16 protein-coding genes and 1 riboswitch are annotated in these 16,391 nt (G+C 38.6%); of the genes, 10 read left to right on the top strand and 6 right to left on the bottom strand.

Annotation, left to right across the window (positions count from 1 at the left end; all coding sequences use genetic code 11):
* Window positions 1-124: 124 nt before the first annotated feature.
* The gene (locus tag AC0VXV_RS08305; protein ID WP_475531120.1) at window positions 125-520 is read left to right on the top strand and encodes a VOC family protein; all 396 of its coding nucleotides are present in this window, start codon (window positions 125-127) and stop codon (window positions 518-520) included.
* A 99-nt stretch (window positions 521-619) separates the two neighbouring features.
* On the opposite strand, the gene pgeF is transcribed toward AC0VXV_RS08305, so the two are convergent.
* Complete coding sequence (gene pgeF, locus AC0VXV_RS08310) at window positions 620-1,381, bottom strand: peptidoglycan editing factor PgeF (protein WP_475531121.1); 762 nt, start codon at window positions 1,379-1,381, stop codon at window positions 620-622.
* Window positions 1,382-1,469: 88 nt separating this feature from the next.
* Here pgeF and AC0VXV_RS08315 point away from each other — a divergent pair, with 88 nt between their 5' ends.
* Genes AC0VXV_RS08315 through AC0VXV_RS08325 form a run of 3 tightly spaced genes read left to right on the top strand, consistent with a single transcriptional unit; the run spans window position 1,470 to window position 2,872 of the window.
* Window positions 1,470-1,898 (top strand): ATPase, encoded by a 429-nt coding sequence (locus AC0VXV_RS08315; RefSeq protein WP_475531122.1) that lies wholly within the window; start codon window positions 1,470-1,472, stop codon window positions 1,896-1,898.
* On the top strand, window positions 1,882-2,553 hold the full coding sequence (locus AC0VXV_RS08320) for a DUF771 domain-containing protein (RefSeq protein ID WP_475531123.1): 672 nt from the start codon (window positions 1,882-1,884) through the stop codon (window positions 2,551-2,553). Before AC0VXV_RS08315 ends, AC0VXV_RS08320 begins: the two co-directional genes overlap by 17 nt.
* A gap of 16 nt (window positions 2,554-2,569) precedes the next feature.
* Window positions 2,570-2,872, top strand: a complete 303-nt coding sequence (locus AC0VXV_RS08325) for a DNA primase (RefSeq protein WP_475531124.1) — start codon at window positions 2,570-2,572, stop codon at window positions 2,870-2,872.
* 47 nt (window positions 2,873-2,919) lie between these two features.
* On the opposite strand, the gene aspA is transcribed toward AC0VXV_RS08325, so the two are convergent.
* Window positions 2,920-4,338: an aspartate ammonia-lyase gene (gene aspA, locus AC0VXV_RS08330; protein WP_475531125.1), complete on the bottom strand. Its 1,419-nt coding sequence runs from the start codon at window positions 4,336-4,338 to the stop codon at window positions 2,920-2,922.
* A 211-nt stretch (window positions 4,339-4,549) separates the two neighbouring features.
* Here aspA and AC0VXV_RS08335 point away from each other — a divergent pair, with 211 nt between their 5' ends.
* Window positions 4,550-5,086 carry a dehydrogenase gene (locus AC0VXV_RS08335; protein ID WP_475531126.1) on the top strand — a complete coding sequence of 179 codons (537 nt, stop codon included), beginning with the start codon at window positions 4,550-4,552 and terminating at the stop codon, window positions 5,084-5,086.
* A 321-nt stretch (window positions 5,087-5,407) separates the two neighbouring features.
* Window positions 5,408-5,487: riboswitch (glycine riboswitch) on the top strand.
* A gap of 255 nt (window positions 5,488-5,742) precedes the next feature.
* Window positions 5,743-7,080, top strand: coding sequence for an amino acid permease (locus AC0VXV_RS08340; RefSeq protein ID WP_475531127.1), 1,338 nt, complete (start codon window positions 5,743-5,745; stop codon window positions 7,078-7,080).
* A gap of 97 nt (window positions 7,081-7,177) precedes the next feature.
* Here the strand turns inward: AC0VXV_RS08340 and AC0VXV_RS08345 are convergent, their stop codons facing one another.
* From AC0VXV_RS08345 to AC0VXV_RS08360, 4 genes are all read right to left on the bottom strand, one after another.
* Window positions 7,178-8,332, bottom strand: coding sequence for a cobalamin-independent methionine synthase II family protein (locus AC0VXV_RS08345; RefSeq protein WP_475531128.1), 1,155 nt, complete (start codon window positions 8,330-8,332; stop codon window positions 7,178-7,180).
* 99 nt (window positions 8,333-8,431) lie between these two features.
* Window positions 8,432-9,361 (bottom strand): LysR family transcriptional regulator, encoded by a 930-nt coding sequence (locus AC0VXV_RS08350; protein WP_475531129.1) that lies wholly within the window; start codon window positions 9,359-9,361, stop codon window positions 8,432-8,434.
* Between the two features lie 132 nt (window positions 9,362-9,493).
* On the bottom strand, window positions 9,494-10,702 hold the full coding sequence (locus tag AC0VXV_RS08355; RefSeq protein WP_475531130.1) for an MFS transporter: 1,209 nt from the start codon (window positions 10,700-10,702) through the stop codon (window positions 9,494-9,496).
* 11 nt (window positions 10,703-10,713) lie between these two features.
* A complete protein-coding gene (locus AC0VXV_RS08360) occupies window positions 10,714-11,985 on the bottom strand; it encodes a helix-turn-helix domain-containing protein (protein ID WP_475531131.1) in 1,272 nt (423 codons plus the stop codon).
* 215 nt (window positions 11,986-12,200) lie between these two features.
* Between AC0VXV_RS08360 and AC0VXV_RS08365 the strand changes: the two genes are divergently transcribed.
* The 4 genes from AC0VXV_RS08365 to AC0VXV_RS08380 all read left to right on the top strand — a co-directional run bounded on the left by AC0VXV_RS08365 (window position 12,201) and on the right by AC0VXV_RS08380 (window position 16,361).
* Window positions 12,201-12,749 carry a GNAT family N-acetyltransferase gene (locus tag AC0VXV_RS08365; protein ID WP_251688304.1) on the top strand — a complete coding sequence of 183 codons (549 nt, stop codon included), beginning with the start codon at window positions 12,201-12,203 and terminating at the stop codon, window positions 12,747-12,749.
* A gap of 199 nt (window positions 12,750-12,948) precedes the next feature.
* Complete coding sequence (locus AC0VXV_RS08370) at window positions 12,949-13,854, top strand: ABC transporter ATP-binding protein (protein ID WP_475531132.1); 906 nt, start codon at window positions 12,949-12,951, stop codon at window positions 13,852-13,854.
* Window positions 13,841-14,779, top strand: a complete 939-nt coding sequence (locus AC0VXV_RS08375; RefSeq protein ID WP_475531133.1) for an ABC transporter permease — start codon at window positions 13,841-13,843, stop codon at window positions 14,777-14,779. The genes AC0VXV_RS08370 and AC0VXV_RS08375 overlap by 14 nt, the downstream gene beginning before the upstream one ends.
* Window positions 14,780-15,128: 349 nt before the next feature.
* Window positions 15,129-16,361 (top strand): DNA polymerase IV, encoded by a 1,233-nt coding sequence (locus tag AC0VXV_RS08380; RefSeq protein ID WP_475531134.1) that lies wholly within the window; start codon window positions 15,129-15,131, stop codon window positions 16,359-16,361.
* The last annotated feature ends 30 nt before the right edge of the window (window positions 16,362-16,391 follow it).

Genomic DNA, 16,391 nt, shown 5'->3' on the forward strand with positions numbered 1-16,391 from the left:
TAACTGTAAATTTGTGGTAATATGATATATATATTTTTTTACAAGAACTATACGAAAAAGCACCGCGTTCAAAATAATATTTATAGATTACCAATTATTTGGTAGATAGAAAGGAAGTCATCCATTGTCAAAAGGGCTTATTCATCATATTGAACTATATGTTTCTGATTTAAAAAGTTCCATCAATTTTTGGGGTTGGTTTTTAGGGGAATTGGGATATGAATCTTTTCAATCGTGGGAAAGCGGACATAGTTGGAAACTCGGAGATACATATATCGTTTTCGTGCAAGCTGAAGAACGGTTTTTGGATGTGCCTTACCATAGATGTCGAGTTGGTCTAAACCATTTGGCCTTCCATGCAAGCTCCCGTCAACAAGTAGATGAAATGACAAGAAAGTTAGAAAGTAAAGGTGTTAATATCCTTTATACTGATAAACATCCCTATGCAGGAGGGGAAGATTATTACGGTGTATTTTTTGAAGATCCAGATAGAATTAAGGTTGAATTGGTAGCACCATGATCTTTCCTGCTTTAATGTTTTTTAACTTCTTTAAAATTAAAAACGGAACGCCTGTTGAATTGTAGGTGTTCCGTTTTCGTATATTCAACACAAAAGAATCTATTCCTTCCGCATAATAAAGCTCAAATGTCTGCCTGTTGAGCGGTCTTGGCGATGGGAGAATCCATCATCGTCCATAAATGTGCACATACGGTCAATCGTAATATTTTCTTCAGGCACACCTGCAAGCATGCACTGCTTTTTTACGGTTAACTGGTTGTCGATATGAAATTTGCCCGTTTCTTCATTCCAGTACATAAATTCGTCCGCATAGCCGAGTGCTTTGAATTTTTCCTGTACATCGGCATCCACTTCAAATTTTTCCTGACTGATTGCAGGCCCGATTATTACTTTCAAATCTCTTAAATCGCAATTTTCTTCTTGTTGTAAATGCTTCAGCAGCTTCAATGTAATTTCTTTTATCGTCCCTTGCCACCCGGAGTGTATAGCCCCAATGACATTTGTTTTTTCATTATAAAATAAGACCGGTACACAATCTGCGGTAAAGCTTGAGATCACGACATTCGGTTCATACGTATACAGTGCGTCTGTTTCGGGAACGGCAGTTGCGTTGTCGGTAGCTCCTTTGCCGATTTCGGACTTTTCCACACGGAAGAAGTTTGCGCTATGTGTTTGATTGGCGCATACAAACCCGGATAAATCAGTTTGCAGCAGTGAGGAAAGCTGTTGGCGGTTTTCGATAATATCAGCTTCGTTTTTGCAAACATGGAGTGCCATATTATTGTTCTCGGCAAATGCTGAATCTTTCAATGTTATGCCTAGTACGCGTTTTTCATTATTTTCATAAAATTTTATCTTCATTTTATCACCCCCTGTACTATACCCGTAAAAGCAAATTTTGTATAGGCAAATGGTGTTTGGTATAATAATGAAAAATAGGGGGTATGTGATGAAGAGTTGGCAAATCATTTTAACGGGTTTTTTACCTTATGTCATGGCGGTCATTGTCTTTATCGCGTTTTCATTGCCTTCTTTGAATCAAATGATTCCATTCGGAACGGCCGCGGCCATTATTATTTATGTTTTGCCGATTTATTTCTTTGTCGTAATTCCCTGGTATTATGTGCTGTACATTATGCGTAAAAATTACAGCAAACGGGCACTTTACTTAACAAGCTTTATTTTTTGTATTCTGCAGCCAATCGTATTCGGATACTTTATGAAAGCACCGGTCGGCAGCGCGTACTTTTTATTTTTTGTATCACCACCGTTTATAGTTGGCATAATGGTTAGTACATTATGTATTAGCTTGTTCTACAAAGAAGATTTACAGCAAACGACAAATGGAAGGGGAGAGCCGATTGGAATTGACGATTGAATGGCAATACATTACTAAGTCAAAGCAGGAAATCACATGGCGAAGTGAGGCAATTCCTGCAGCGCATGCTTATACGCTCGTACTGGATATGGAAAATACGGGTCGCACAAAAAATATTGTGATGACCGATGAACATGACAGTACATGGACATTAAAAGAGCTGAAAAAATATTTGAAATCTCTTGAAACAGAACCTACCGAAGTGGAAGTGTATTTCGATGGCGGTTTTAATAGAGAGGAAAAGCTGGCCGGTTTAGGGATTGTCGTCTATTATAAACAGAATGGGAAAAACTATCGCTTGCGGACGAACCAACTGGCGGAGTATTTAACATCTAACAATGAAGCGGAATATGCGGCATTAAATCTTGCGGTTGAACAGCTAGAGGAAATGGGTGTCCATCATCAAAAAATAAAGATTTACGGCGATTCTCAAGTCGTGATTAATGAAATGAACGGCGAATGGGCAGTAACCGATAGTGTACTCACAACATGGGCGGATAAAATCGATGCAAAGCTCCAAAAGCTTGGTATTCGACCGGAGTATCAATATATTGACCGCAAACTAAATGGTGAAGCGGATCAGCTTGCTAACCAGGCACTTCAGGAAACCGAAATATACGCGGATATTGATATACGAAAAAGTAAGAAAAGATAGATGAAGGGGGATCTTTATGATTCGTTCTGTTGGCACAGGGAGTTCAAGTTTAAATGATCAGACACGTCCCCGAAATTTACAGCAACAAACTACAGCCTTCCCGAAAATCGGAGAAGAACAAGGAGTCGCACGAGAGCAGGAAAAGCTGCGAACGGATGAGGCCGAAAGAGGACCAATAATGGTTGGGGTCAAACCGAAAGCACAGCTGAAATCCATTTTTGATGAACCAAATGGTGTCGTGAAGCTTAATGCGGATGGTGACAAGTTGGAAGTCAGCAAGCGTGCGATTTCACTCGCCAAAGAAGTACTCTATATTTAAAGAAAAATGCTCCGCCGAGAATATCTCGGCGGAGCTTTCGTTTTAAATTATTGTCGTTTTTCAAAAGCGCGTTCACCAGCAATACCTGGTTGTGTTAATTCGAATGGATTTAAAATAATATCCAACTGCTCAAGCGTGAAATAGTTATACATTAAGCAAAGTTCGCGTACAGATTTGCCGCTATGCAGAGCTTCACGTGCAATTTGACTTGAACGTTCATATCCTAAATGTGGTGCCAGTGCTGTAATAACTCCGATTGAACGCTCTACAAAATCATGCAGACGCGCTTCATTTGCTTCAATGTGATCCAGGCAGTATTTTGTAAATACTGTGAAGCCGTTTGTCATAATTTCGATTGACTGAAGCAGATTAAATACTAGAACTGGTTCCATTACGTTCAGCTCAAATTGTCCGGCTTCAGAAGCAAGTGAGATTGTTACATCGTTACCGATTACTTGGAATGCGATTTGGTTAATGACTTCAGGCATAACCGGATTTACTTTACCAGGCATAATAGAAGAACCTGGTTGACGCTCCGGTAAGCGAATTTCTGCAAATCCGGCTTTTGGACCTGATGCCATTAAGCGTAAGTCATTACAGATTTTTGACATATTCATCATGGCGATTTTTAACATTGATGATACTTCTGCATACGTATCGGTGTTTTGTGTACCGTCGATTAAATTGTCTACTTTTATGAACGGGAATCCACTGTAAGTCGCGATGTTTTCTACTGCCAATTTCATATATTCAGGGTCCGCATTAAGGCCTGTCCCGATAGCAGTTGCTCCGATATTGATTTGCAGCATCGTTTGCTGCGCTTTTTTTATTCGAGCAATGTCACGAGAAACAACGGCAGCGTATGCACCGAATTCCTGGCCTAAACGAACTGGTACAGCATCTTGTAAATGCGTACGACCCATTTTAACGATTGAATCGAATTCTACTGATTTTCTGATAAAACTATCACGCATCATTTCCATCGCCATAATTAGATTATTTAGCGTAGAAACTGTTGCAATATGGATAGCAGATGGGAATGCATCATTTGTTGACTGCGCCATATTGACATGGCTGTTAGGACTAATGATTGAATAAGTACCTTTTTCTTCCCCTAAAATTTCCAGTGCACGGTTTGCGATTACTTCATTGGCATTCATGTTCATTGAAGTGCCTGCTCCGCCCTGAATTGGATCTACAACGAACTGGTCATGTAATAGTCCTGAAATAATGTCATCGGATGCTTGTGCAATTGCATTAGCAATTACTGGATCCAATTTGCCGATAGCGGCATTTGCAAGTGCCGAACTTTTCTTTACGATGGCAAATGCACGAATTAATTCAGGGTGCATTGTCATTTTAGTAATCGGGAAATTTTCTAATGCACGAGTTGTTTGAACGCCGTAATAAACGTCCTTTGGAATTTCTAATGTGCCTAAAAAGTCTTTTTCAATACGTGTACTCATTTGTACAAACCCTCCAAGAGAATGGTGTAATAGTTGGATAAACAACTATATTATACGCCATATTATAATAAAAGCTTACTTGCTGAATTATTAGTTTATTTAATGTTCTCACTTAATATTAAATTAACCCATATTAACAAATATAACGAGGAAAATTTCGTAACTTTTATATTATTTACACGACTAATTAGATAAGGGATGAGGTGATTCAATGAAGAGATGGTTAAGTTACACGCTGGTCGTGGGAATGATTTTGCTCCTTGCAGCATGTAATACGAAAGAAAACGAAACATCATCCGATTCAACTGAACCTGAGCAGGAAGAAAATGACGAAAATAAAGTGGAATATGAATTATTGTTGCATTTAGATTCGATACCTCCTGAGGTCGGTACAAGTATTTCAATCGTGCAGGATGAAAAGCTTTATACTACTTGGGCCGATACTTTTGGTTTCGAATCGGTTCCATCAGTCGATTTTGAAACAGAGGAAGTACTGTTTGTCACAGGATATTCGGACGGCTGTGGAAGAGAAATTGAAAAAATCGAAAAAGATGGGGATACTTTAGTCATTACCTTAAACTATCCTGAAGATATTCGCAGTGAGAAAGACATCGCCTGCACAGAAATTGCTTTGGATAATACGTATGTTGTTAAAATGAAAAAGACAGACACAACGAAAGGTAAGCTGATCGATATCAATCGAACAACATATGAAGAAGATTCAACGGTTCAGGAAAAACTGCAGTAAACGGATACATTAATACGAGGGGCTACCAATTCCTCTATATAAATATTACACTGAAAATATTGAATTTTCGGTGTAATATTTTTTTGGTCAAGAATTTTCTGCAAGAAGAAAACATTATGTTGGGAATAAGGATAAATTGCTATTTATATAATAAATGGCTCTGATTGTCCATTGTAAGACGGGCAAAAAATTGGTAGTATGAATTATCGTACAATAATAGTATTGAACGCGAACTATAGGAAACTGGAAGATGCCAAGGACCTATAGGCAACTAATTGCATACATATCAAGCGTAGATCGTCGTGGATAAAACTACTGACGGGAGCAGTTTCTGGAGAGAGCGCGATAATCCGCGTCGCCGAAGGGTTCACAATCTCAGGCAAAAGGACAGAAGAGTAATGAGAGACGCTTTTCTTTAACATAAGTTGTATGAAACATCCATTGTTTAATGAAAAGCCCTCGATAGATGTCACAGATTTTTTGAAATCTGGACGCGATTTTACAGAGGTGAAATCGATTATTCTTAGACACAGGGACTGACATATTATCAGTCCCTGTTTTAATTCCAGAAAAATTTACTTGATGGACCGCGATGAAATACTTATTATTTTGCGCTGTGAAAACAGACAAAATACTTATCCTTTGGAGGAATCGTTTTGGAACAACAAGAATTAAAGCGCGACCTGAAAAATCGCCACGTTCAGTTAATAGCGATTGGAGGAACAATCGGAACGGGGTTGTTTTTAGGGTCAGGTAAAGCGATCTCACTTGCAGGACCTTCTATTATCTTTGCATACTTGATCGTTGGAATCGCACTATTTTTCGTCATGCGTGCACTTGGCGAATTACTTTTATCAAAAGGCGGCTATGCATCATTTACCGAATTCGCCACTGAATACTTAGGGGATTGGGCAGGCTATATTACCGGCTGGACTTACTGGTTCTGCTGGATTATGACGGCAATGGCGGACATTATCGCGGTCGGTATGTATACGCAGTACTGGTTCGACATCCCGCAATGGGTACCGGCTATCGCATGTTTAGTAGTTTTACTTATTTTGAATTTATTGACTGTCAAACTGTTCGGAGAGCTCGAGTTTTGGTTTGCGTTAATTAAAATCATCACAATTGTTGCATTGATTGCGATAGGCATTGTATTGTTGATCATTGGCTTTGAAACAGATACAGGCAAAGTGGCTGTATCGAATTTATGGGAGCATGGCGGATTATTCCCGAATGGTACATTTGGATTTTTAATGGCATTCCAAATGGTTGTCTTTGCATTCGTAGGAGTTGAATTAGTAGGGGTAGCTGCTGCTGAAACGGCAAACCCGCAAAAAAATATCCCATCTGCTATTAATAAAATTCCTGTTCGTATACTGCTGTTTTATGTAGGGGCATTATTCGTAATTTTAACAATTAACCCTTGGGATACTTTAAGCGCAGCAAGCTCGCCATTCGTTCAGGTTTTCGCATTGGTAGGTATTCCGATTGCAGCAGGTTTAATTAACTTTGTTGTGCTGACATCAGCTGCTTCTGCAGGAAATAGCGGGATGTTCTCAACGAGCCGCATGCTGTTCAGTTTAAGTAATAATAAACAAGCACCGAAAGCTTACGGTAAATTAAACAAAAATGCGGTGCCGCAAAATGGTTTGTTATTTTCTGCGGTCGTAGTTTCGATTGGTGCATTGCTTAGCTACTTCATGCCGGACGATGCATTCAGTATCGTGACAACAATTAGTGCGATTTGTTTTATTTGGGTTTGGAGCATTATTCTGATTTCGCATATCAAATACAAAAAGCGTCATCCGGATCTACATAAAACTTCAATTTTCAAAGCACCTTTAACACCATTCATCAACTATTTAATATTGGCATTCTTCTTGTTTTTACTAATCATTATGGCTATTTCCGAGTCTACGAGAACCTCACTGTTGTTAACACCGTTATGGTTTATACTGCTGTTTGTTCTTTATAAGGTTCGGAAAATATAATTAGGCAAATCCATCATTTATAAAAAACGGAAAACACGCAAATTCAAGGAACCCGTGAATTTGCGTGTTTTTCATATCGTAAATTTTATGTTTTTATTTAACTCCAGTACTGCAGAGCTAGTTGCTGTCCTTGCTGAATTTTTGCCCATTGTTCAGCTTCTGTAAGCTCATTGCCGCCATCGCAGGAAGCGAAACCACATTGGTGTGAAATGAACAAACGATCTTTGTCGATAATTTTAGACGCTTCATCAAGCATTTTAATAATGCGATCTTCATTGTCTAAAGTATTCGTTTTAGAAGATAACAACCCTAATACAATTTCTGCATTCGGTTTATCTTTGAAGACAGCGAGTGCTTCAATAGAACCTGCGCGGTCATCATCCCACTCTAAGAAGAAGCGGTCATAATTCAGTTGCTTTAAGAAGAGGTTAGCGATTTTAACGTAAGAACCACCACCCATATTACGTGAGTCGTAGTTGCCGCGGCAATTATGTGTCCACATTTTTAAACCTAAACGATGGCCCACTTCAATAATTTGATTATTTATCTCAATAAATTCAGTTGCTAACGCTTGAACTTCTTCCTGATTAATTTGTTCGCCCGTAAATGGTGAATTCGGGTTGTCGTCAGCAAAAAGTTGCCATAAGCAATCATCAAATTGTAATATTTCTCCGCCAACTGCTGCATATTCTTCCACAAACTCTATATACGCTTTTGCTAACGCTTGTTTTAATTCATCTTTTGTTTTATAAAATGCATCTGGTCCGAAATTATTCGAAAAAGATAACTCACCTAAAATATGAGAAGGTGACGGGATACATAGTTTTGTCTGGTGATCGCCGGCACTTTTCTTCAGTTTTTTAAAGATTTCGATAAAGTGATGGTTTTTCCCGCTTAGTTCATCCGTAATGCGTAAACCGATGTCTTTGCGTGTTTCGTAGTGAGAATTGCCATCGAAGTCTTTAAAGAAATAACCATGATCTGCGATATAGCGATCGAAACCTTCAATACCCCAGGCAAAATCTAAATGCCATAATGATTTCGAATGCTCGCCATCTGTCACAACCGTAATGTTATGTTCGATTTCTTTTTTTACTATGTCTTGAATTGAAGCAAGCTCAACTTGTTCATAGCCTTCAAAATCTTTATAAAAAGGATATGTAATATCATCACGTTGTTCAATTTGTTTTTTATAATTTAATAATTCATTTTGTCTTAATAGACTGCCTACTATTTGAAATTTTTCACACATGTTCATTTCCTCCTTGGTCCTTCAACTTTTTAAGTTGGATTTATCATACCATTGTGGAGGGTGATATTTGAAACACGTAAAAAATATCAATCGGTATAGTTAAAAACTATAGCGGGAAGATACTTTTAATTCATCTTTGATCGTTTCTTTTAAATAATTGATATAGATTTCAGCGAGTTTAGTAGTATTCACATGTTTATGGACGATATATCCTACTGTCATTGTTTCATCGACTTCCAGAGGCAGGGAGCAAATATTTTTATTCAATTCCTGACTAATGACTCCTGTTGAAATGGTATAGCCATTAAGCCCGATCAATAAATTGAATAGTGTGGCACGGTCACTAACCTTAATATTTTTAGGGCGTGAAATGGTACTTAATATTTCCTCTGAAAAGTAAAAGGAATTAAATTCGCCCTGTTCAAAAGATAAGTACGGGTAGGCATGTAAATCCTTCAACGTAACAGATTTTTGCTGTGCGAGCGGATGTCCTATATGGATAAATACATGTGGTTTCGCTTCAAATAATGGATAGAACTCTAAATTGGCTTCCCTTAAAAATTTTCGGATGACCTTTTCGTTAAAATTGTTTAAATATAAAACTCCGACTTCACTTTTTAAATTTTTTACGTTTTCTATAATCTCATACGTTCTCGTCTCACGAAGCGTAAATTCATATTCATCGCGGTCATAATTTTCAAAGAGGCGTACAAATGCACTCACGACAAAGGCATAATGTTGTGAAGAAACGGAAAAATGCTGTTGGGATGGCTGAACGTTTGCATACCGTTTTTCCAGAAGTTCCGCTTGCTCGACAACTTGCCGCGCATAGCCCAAAAATTCAGTTCCTTCAGCAGTAATAGATATCCCTTTACTAGTACGTAAAAAAATTGTAATGCCTAACTCTTGTTCAAGCTCTTTTAATGCGTTCGAAAGGCTAGGCTGGCTAATGAATAAGTTTTGGGCTGCTTTACTGATTGACTGGTTTTTTGCTACTTCAATTACATATCTAAGTTGTTGTAATGTCATAATAAATTCCTTTCTTTCTTCTAGAAGTAGTGTAGCAAATAGTACATTGGATCTGCAAAAAGAATCCAATAAACAAAAAGCTACCATTATTGGAAATCACGGTAGCCTTTGAAGAGGGAATCTCAACTATTATTATGTTAGCTTCTCTTTTGTAAACAGTGTTTTGTTGTTTAACAGATGGAAATAGACGGTACATGCGATGACAACACCAATCATTGCGAAGATGCTTGTTGTCAGTTGAAGCGTGTAGATTTCCGCCAAAAATCCGATAAGCAAAGTTAAAGTGATTTGCATCACACTTTCGATCAGTCCAAGTGAACTGCCGAACCGTCCCATCAATTCAGTCGGGATTGTTTGCTGGTAAAATGTCGCGTAGCCCGCATTGCTGAATGCCATAAATAATCCGAGCAAAATAAAGGCAGCGACCGCAATCATTAAATTAGGTGAAAAGTAAAATATAAAGTAGGAAAGTAACGTACATGTAAATCCGAGGCCGATGTACGAAACGAGTGACAGCTTTTTCACGAGTCGGACAGCCAAATAGCCACCGACAATGGCACCGATTCCTGTGATTCCTACAATGATGCCGTATACCGAATCCGTCACTTTATGAAAGTCTTTTAAAAACGACATTTCCTGGGAATCAAGTGAAAAACAAATCATCAGTGCTATTGAATATAAGAAGAAAAATTTCCGCAGCGTTTTCCGTTGCGAGATAAATTTCCAAACAGTAATAAAATCATCTCGGATAACAGCAAGTGTTAGCACAGTGGATTTAGCAGACGACTTGATCTCTGGATTTGGCAGTAAATACATCATGAATGCGCTAAACAAAAGCAAAAATCCATTCACCCACATTGCAGTAGCGGTACTGCTCATGGCGATAATGGCACCACTTAAAGCAGGGCCGATCATAAAGCTCCCTGACCCGAGCATGCTGTTGATGGCATTAAAACGCAGACGATCATTTGGCAAAACAAGTTTTGTAATCATAAATGTGCTGCTCGGATTGGCAAAACAGACCGCGATATTAGCCAAAAAGATCAAACAGTAAATGAGCCAAATTTCCGAAAGCAATGGCATCAAACAAACGATACATGCGCGGAATACATCACAAACAATCAAGATGGTTCTTTTATTGGCCCTGTCTACGATGGAGCCTGCAAAAAAACTGCACAAAATGCGTGCAATCGGTCCAATGATATAGATGCCCGCAACAGCTGCCGGTGACTCGGTCAAATGCCAGACCGATAGATTGAGCGCGATCAAGTAAATCCAACTGCCCAATTTGGATGCGCCAAACCCGAACCACAAATAAAAATACTCTTTTCTTAACTCCAAATCATCACCCCTTAGCTGCTCATTCGCTGCCGTATTTTTTCACTTGCATATAGTGCCTGCTTAAAGCAGTGGCTCGCCTGTTTATAGGTGTGGAGCTGCTCGTAAAACTGTGCCCATAATGGAGCATAGAACAGAATCAGTGAATAATACTGCTGTTCATTAAAATGCGGAAAAGCTTCATCTTCCAGCAATTTTAATCCGCGGATCGTATATTCAGTTTCAACCGCATACTCTAGTAGTCTGCGCTGATAAATATGGTGAGGTACAGTAAATTGCTGTTCTTCATAGCATTTTAACAGTATTTTCAATTGTTTGAAATCCTTTTGCGCAAAGCATGTTCGCATCCAGTTAATTGCTGAATGCAGGTCTTCATCGTGGTTATTCGCCGATTTATAATGTTTGGACGCTTCCGTATAGTTTTCCTGGCATTCGTAACAATACGCGATATTGTTATGCAGTGAGCTCCATTGCATCGGAGTTTGGATTGAAGGTACATTCGCAAGCAAATTGAGCCCTGCTTCAAACTCCTTGAGAGCTTCCTGGAATCGATGTGAATCATTGAAAATCACACCCTTCATGGAATAAAGTTTCAACTGAAACAACGGTTTATACTGATGGGTAAAAAACTGCTGTGCAAGTTCAATATGTTCGAGTGCCTTTTGTAACTTGTAGCTTCGGTGATTTGCAAAAGCGATATGATAATGATAGTTGGCCAATTCAAATGGATGGGCATTGGATAGAAATTGCGCCAATTGATTTTCATCTTCTTTAATGGACAACTGTTCAAACTCCTGAAAAGAAAGATGGCCGAAAGCGGTAATCGCTACGAATAGCTGAGTGATCCGGTCTTTTTTCCAGCTGACGAACGGCTCGATTTCATTAAGTATTGTTCTCGCTCTATCATCATCTTTTAACGAGTAAAGGAAACGAGCATACACAAGCTTAGCCAGCAGCTGCTGTTCAAATGGTTGCTCTTCGTTTTGCATAGCGGTTAATTGTTCAATTTCACCAGCAATAAGCTCGGTATTCGACAATAATTTTTCGTATAACTGCTCCAAAAAAGTGGTTTGAGTTTTCAGTTGTTGTTCGAGTTTATTAAAATCGATGCCCAAGTTTTCAAACAGCTGCTCATACATCGAATGTTCTGCGACAACGATTCCGTTTTCAATCCGGCTTAAATATGAAGGAGTACAAATACCGAATGCAACGTCATCCTGTTTTTGCTTCTTTTTTTGACGATAATATTTTAATAGCTTTCCCAAAGCTTGTTCATTGATTTCCATAACAAACACCTCATAATCAGTTTACCAAAATACTAAGCAGGAATATTGCGAATTTTCTTTAGAAAGTGCACAATTAACGTTACGAAAATGATAAACTTACACAAATCATTGAAGGTTTACATATTTTAATTGCATATTCGGAAATAGCTCTATATGATAAGAAAATAAAAAAGGGTTTATTGTTTTAAATGGGAGCTTAGATTGGAGAGATAGTAATGTTTTTTTATGAAGTAGATAATGAAATTCAATTAAAATTAATTACACAAAATGATGCAGAAGAAATCTTTGCTTTCATTGACCGTTCTCGTGATTATTTACGTGAATGGCTTGGGTGGGTTGATAATACAAAAACTGTTGAAGATACACGCGATTTTGCCGCAATGAATCTGGAAAAATTTGCAAAACGTGAAGGTCTTGATACAGCGATTTTTTATAAAGGGCAATTTGTCGGAAAAGTATCGATTAATACGATTAACTGGTCTCTGAAAAAATGCGAGATCGGCTATTTTTTAGATGAAGAATATCAAGGGGAAGGCATTATGACACGCGCTGTGAAAGGCATTATTGATATCGCCTTCAATGAATATAAGCTTGGGAAAGTCGAAATCCATGCTGCTGTTAATAATACGAAAAGCCGTCATATTGCGGAGCGCCTTGGTTTTATGCATGAAGGGACAATACGTCAGGCGGAATGGCTGTACAATCATTATGTCGATCATGCGGTCTATGGTCTTTTAAAAGATGAATGGGTTGGAGAATATTAATAACTGGTTTCGCCTCATCAGAGTAAACTGATGAGGTTTTTTATCGATAAAATTATAATTTAATGAAACTTTTTCCATACTCATCCAGTATAGTAACTAGAGTCTATTACATGTGAAGACATTCATGCCATTACATATAGCAACCAGGTACGCAAAAATGCTTGTAATAGAAGAAATAGCAGAAAGCAGGTGTGGACAATTGTCACAGCCAATTGTGGAAATTAAAAATTTGAACAAAACGATTAAAGGCAAACACATTATTAAAGACCTGAATTTAGACTTTTATCCAGGTCAAATCACGGGATTCTTAGGGCCAAATGGGGCTGGTAAAACGACGACGATCCGTATGATGACGGGGTTAATGTATCCGTCAAAAGGAGAAGTAATCATCGATGGAAAAAAACTGTCGACAAATTATGAAGAGGCAATCAGTAATATCGGTGTAATCGTTGAAAACCCAGAAATGTATAAATATATGTCAGGGTATAAAAACTTGCAGCACTTTGCCCGTATGCATAAAGGAGTAACGAAACAGCGTATTGATGAAGTTGTTGCTCAAGTCGGTCTGCAAAATCGTATACATGAAAAAGTTAAAACGTATTCGTTAGGCATGCGTCAACGCCTTGGACTGGCACAGGCGATGCTGCATCGTCCAAAGTTTTTAATTTTGGATGAGCCGACAAATGGTCTAGACCCTGCCGGTATTCGTGAATTCCGTATGTATTTACGCAAAATTGCCGTAGAAGATAATGTAGCAATCGTTGTATCGAGTCACCTTTTATCTGAAATCGAGTTAATGGTAGACCGCATCGCGATTATTCAAAATGGTGAGCTGATTGATATTCGTGAACTGCAACATGTCGCGGCAGCACAATATTACATTGAAGTCGGTCAACCGGATCAGCTTCAGGCGATGTTCGAAGAGCCGTTAACTAAAGAGAATGGCGGCTATGTAGTAAATCTGACAAAAGAAGAAGTGCCTGCACTTATTCGTAAATTAGTTGAATCGGGCATTGATCTTTATACGATCCAGCCGATTCAAAAACGTCTTGAAGATCAATTTATCGAGATGACAGGTGGAGGTGCAATCGATGCAATTCGTTAAAAATGAATGGATAAAAATGTGGTCGCAAAAAAATGCATGGATCATGTGCGGACTATTAATTGTGTTAATCGTATTTGTTGCAGGAATGAACAAATATTATGATGTGGATTCAAGTACAAAGGAAGCACGCTTAGCAGCAAATGAAGAATTATTGGCACAACCGAAAGAAATGCTTGCTTCAGAAGATTTAATGCCGGAAGACGAGCAATATTACAAGGAAGAAATTGCGATGATCGAATATCGTATCGCCAATGATTTACCACCATCAAATGCAATGACATTTACGGAACATATGGATTTATCATTGTCATTGACAATTATGGTGACGGGTATTTTTACTGTTGTTATTGCGGCAGGTATTGTATCTTCTGAATTTGGTACTGGTACGATTAAAATGCTGCTTACACGACCTGTTGCAAGATGGAAAATTTTACTTTCTAAACTCGTTGCGTCGATTCTATATGGCGTTGTTCTATTTGCAGCTGGAATCGTTGTCGCATTAATTGTCGGTATGGCATTATTCGGTACGGACAGTGCAATTGCGTTATCGATTGTAGATGGGCAAGTCGTACAGGAAACGGTAGAGAATTCATTTATCGAAAAGACACTTTACTCGCTCGGTTCTACAATTATGACAATTATATTTGCATTCATGATCGGTACAATTTTTGGTTCAAGTACGTTAGCGGTAAGTTTATCGCTGTTCATCTTGTTGATGGGTTCAACGGCAACAATGTTTATCGCCCAATATGATTTTGCGAAATACATTTGGTTTGCGAATGATTTATCTTATTATGCACCGGGAAGTATGCCGATGATTGAAGGATTAACGTTTACGTTCTCGTTAGTTGTCAATATTGTGTATGCGATTGTCTTCCTGGCGATTACGTTCGGTTACTTTATGAAACGTGATGTAACGGCTTAACACGGAAAAATTTTTTGAAACAATTAAATATAGCGAAAAAATATATTTTATGAAATTCCTCATTCCTTTATCGATAAAGATTTAGGAAATGGGGAATTTTTTTGTTTCTGTTGTTTTGTGTAAGGTATGTTGGAAGTAAATATCGGGAATTTTATGTCGCTATTTAATAGAAGCGGCATTTTTGGCGAAGATAACGATAAAAGTTCCGGCTATTTTTGCACGTATAAATTTAAATTGATGAATTCCTGGAATTTTCCCCTTATTTATTGGATTCAGCGTTCCCCCATCACATTAATAATGTAGTAAAATAGTATTCATAAAAATCTGCTCAGTAATGGAGGTGGGGAAAATGGCGGCAAGAATTATTTTTCATTTAGATATGAACAGTTTTTATGCATCTGTGGAACAGGCTCATGATCCGAGTTTAAAAGGAAAACCGATTGCTGTTGCCGGTAATGCAAAGGAACGCCGCGGCATTATTGTAACAAGCTCTTATGAAGCCCGTGCAAAAGGGATTTATACGACGATGAATGTTGGGGAAGCAAAGCGAAAATGTCCGGAACTGCTGTTACTGCCTCCTGATTTCCCAAAATACCGGGCAGCTAGTGCGGCAATCTTCTCCATATTACGAAGCTATACTGATTTAGTGGAACCAGTATCAATTGATGAAGGCTATTTGGATGTAACGGAACGCTCCAAATCACAGCATCCGCTCCAGCTAGCCGAGGAAATTCAGCAGCGTATTTTACATGAGCTTGATTTACCATGCTCGATTGGCATTGCCCCTAATAAGTTCCTCGCCAAAACTGCTTCCAACATGAAAAAACCGCTTGGAATTACGATTCTGAGAATTCGAGAGCTGCCGGAGCTTTTATGGCCCCAGGAAGTCGTGACAATGCACGGGGTTGGGGAGAAAACAGCGAAGAAGTTAAATACGATCAATATTTTTACAATCGGTGATTTGGCGCAAGCGGATGAACGGCTGTTAATAAGGAGTTTAGGGAAAAACGGGGCTAGACTTATCAAACGTGCAAACGGCATTGATTCGCGGCCTGTTGATCCTAACGCTATATTTGATACGAAAAGCGTCGGGAATTCGACGACACTTCCAAGGGATGAGACCGAATATTATATTTTGAAAGAAACGTTTGAAAAGCTGAGCAGAAGTGTATCCGAACGTCTGAAAGTAAAATATTTGGCGGGGACAACGGTGACGATTCAAATACGCAATTTCGACTGGCAAAATGCTTCGCGCAGTAAAACATTGCGGAACGCTGTTAATCAGGCAGATGAAATATTTGAAATCGCGTGGAAACTGTTTACCGAAAACTGGGATGAAACTCCTGTCCGACTGATCGGTATTACCGTTTCCAATGTTGTCGATCAATCCGAATTGACTCAGCAGCTCAGTCTGTTTAATTTTGAACAGCATATTAAAGATGAACCGATTTTGGAACTTGTCGATACAATTGAGAAAAAGTTCGGAAAAGGAGCCATTAAACGCGGTGTCCGGGTAAAATCAAAAAGCTACGCCTCGAAAACAAGTTTCAGCAAGGACTTTCTGGAGGATCATACGAATTAATCGCAAGTTGTATTAAAGAGGAATCTCTAA

This window comes from Solibacillus sp. iso_87 (assembly GCF_056173085.1).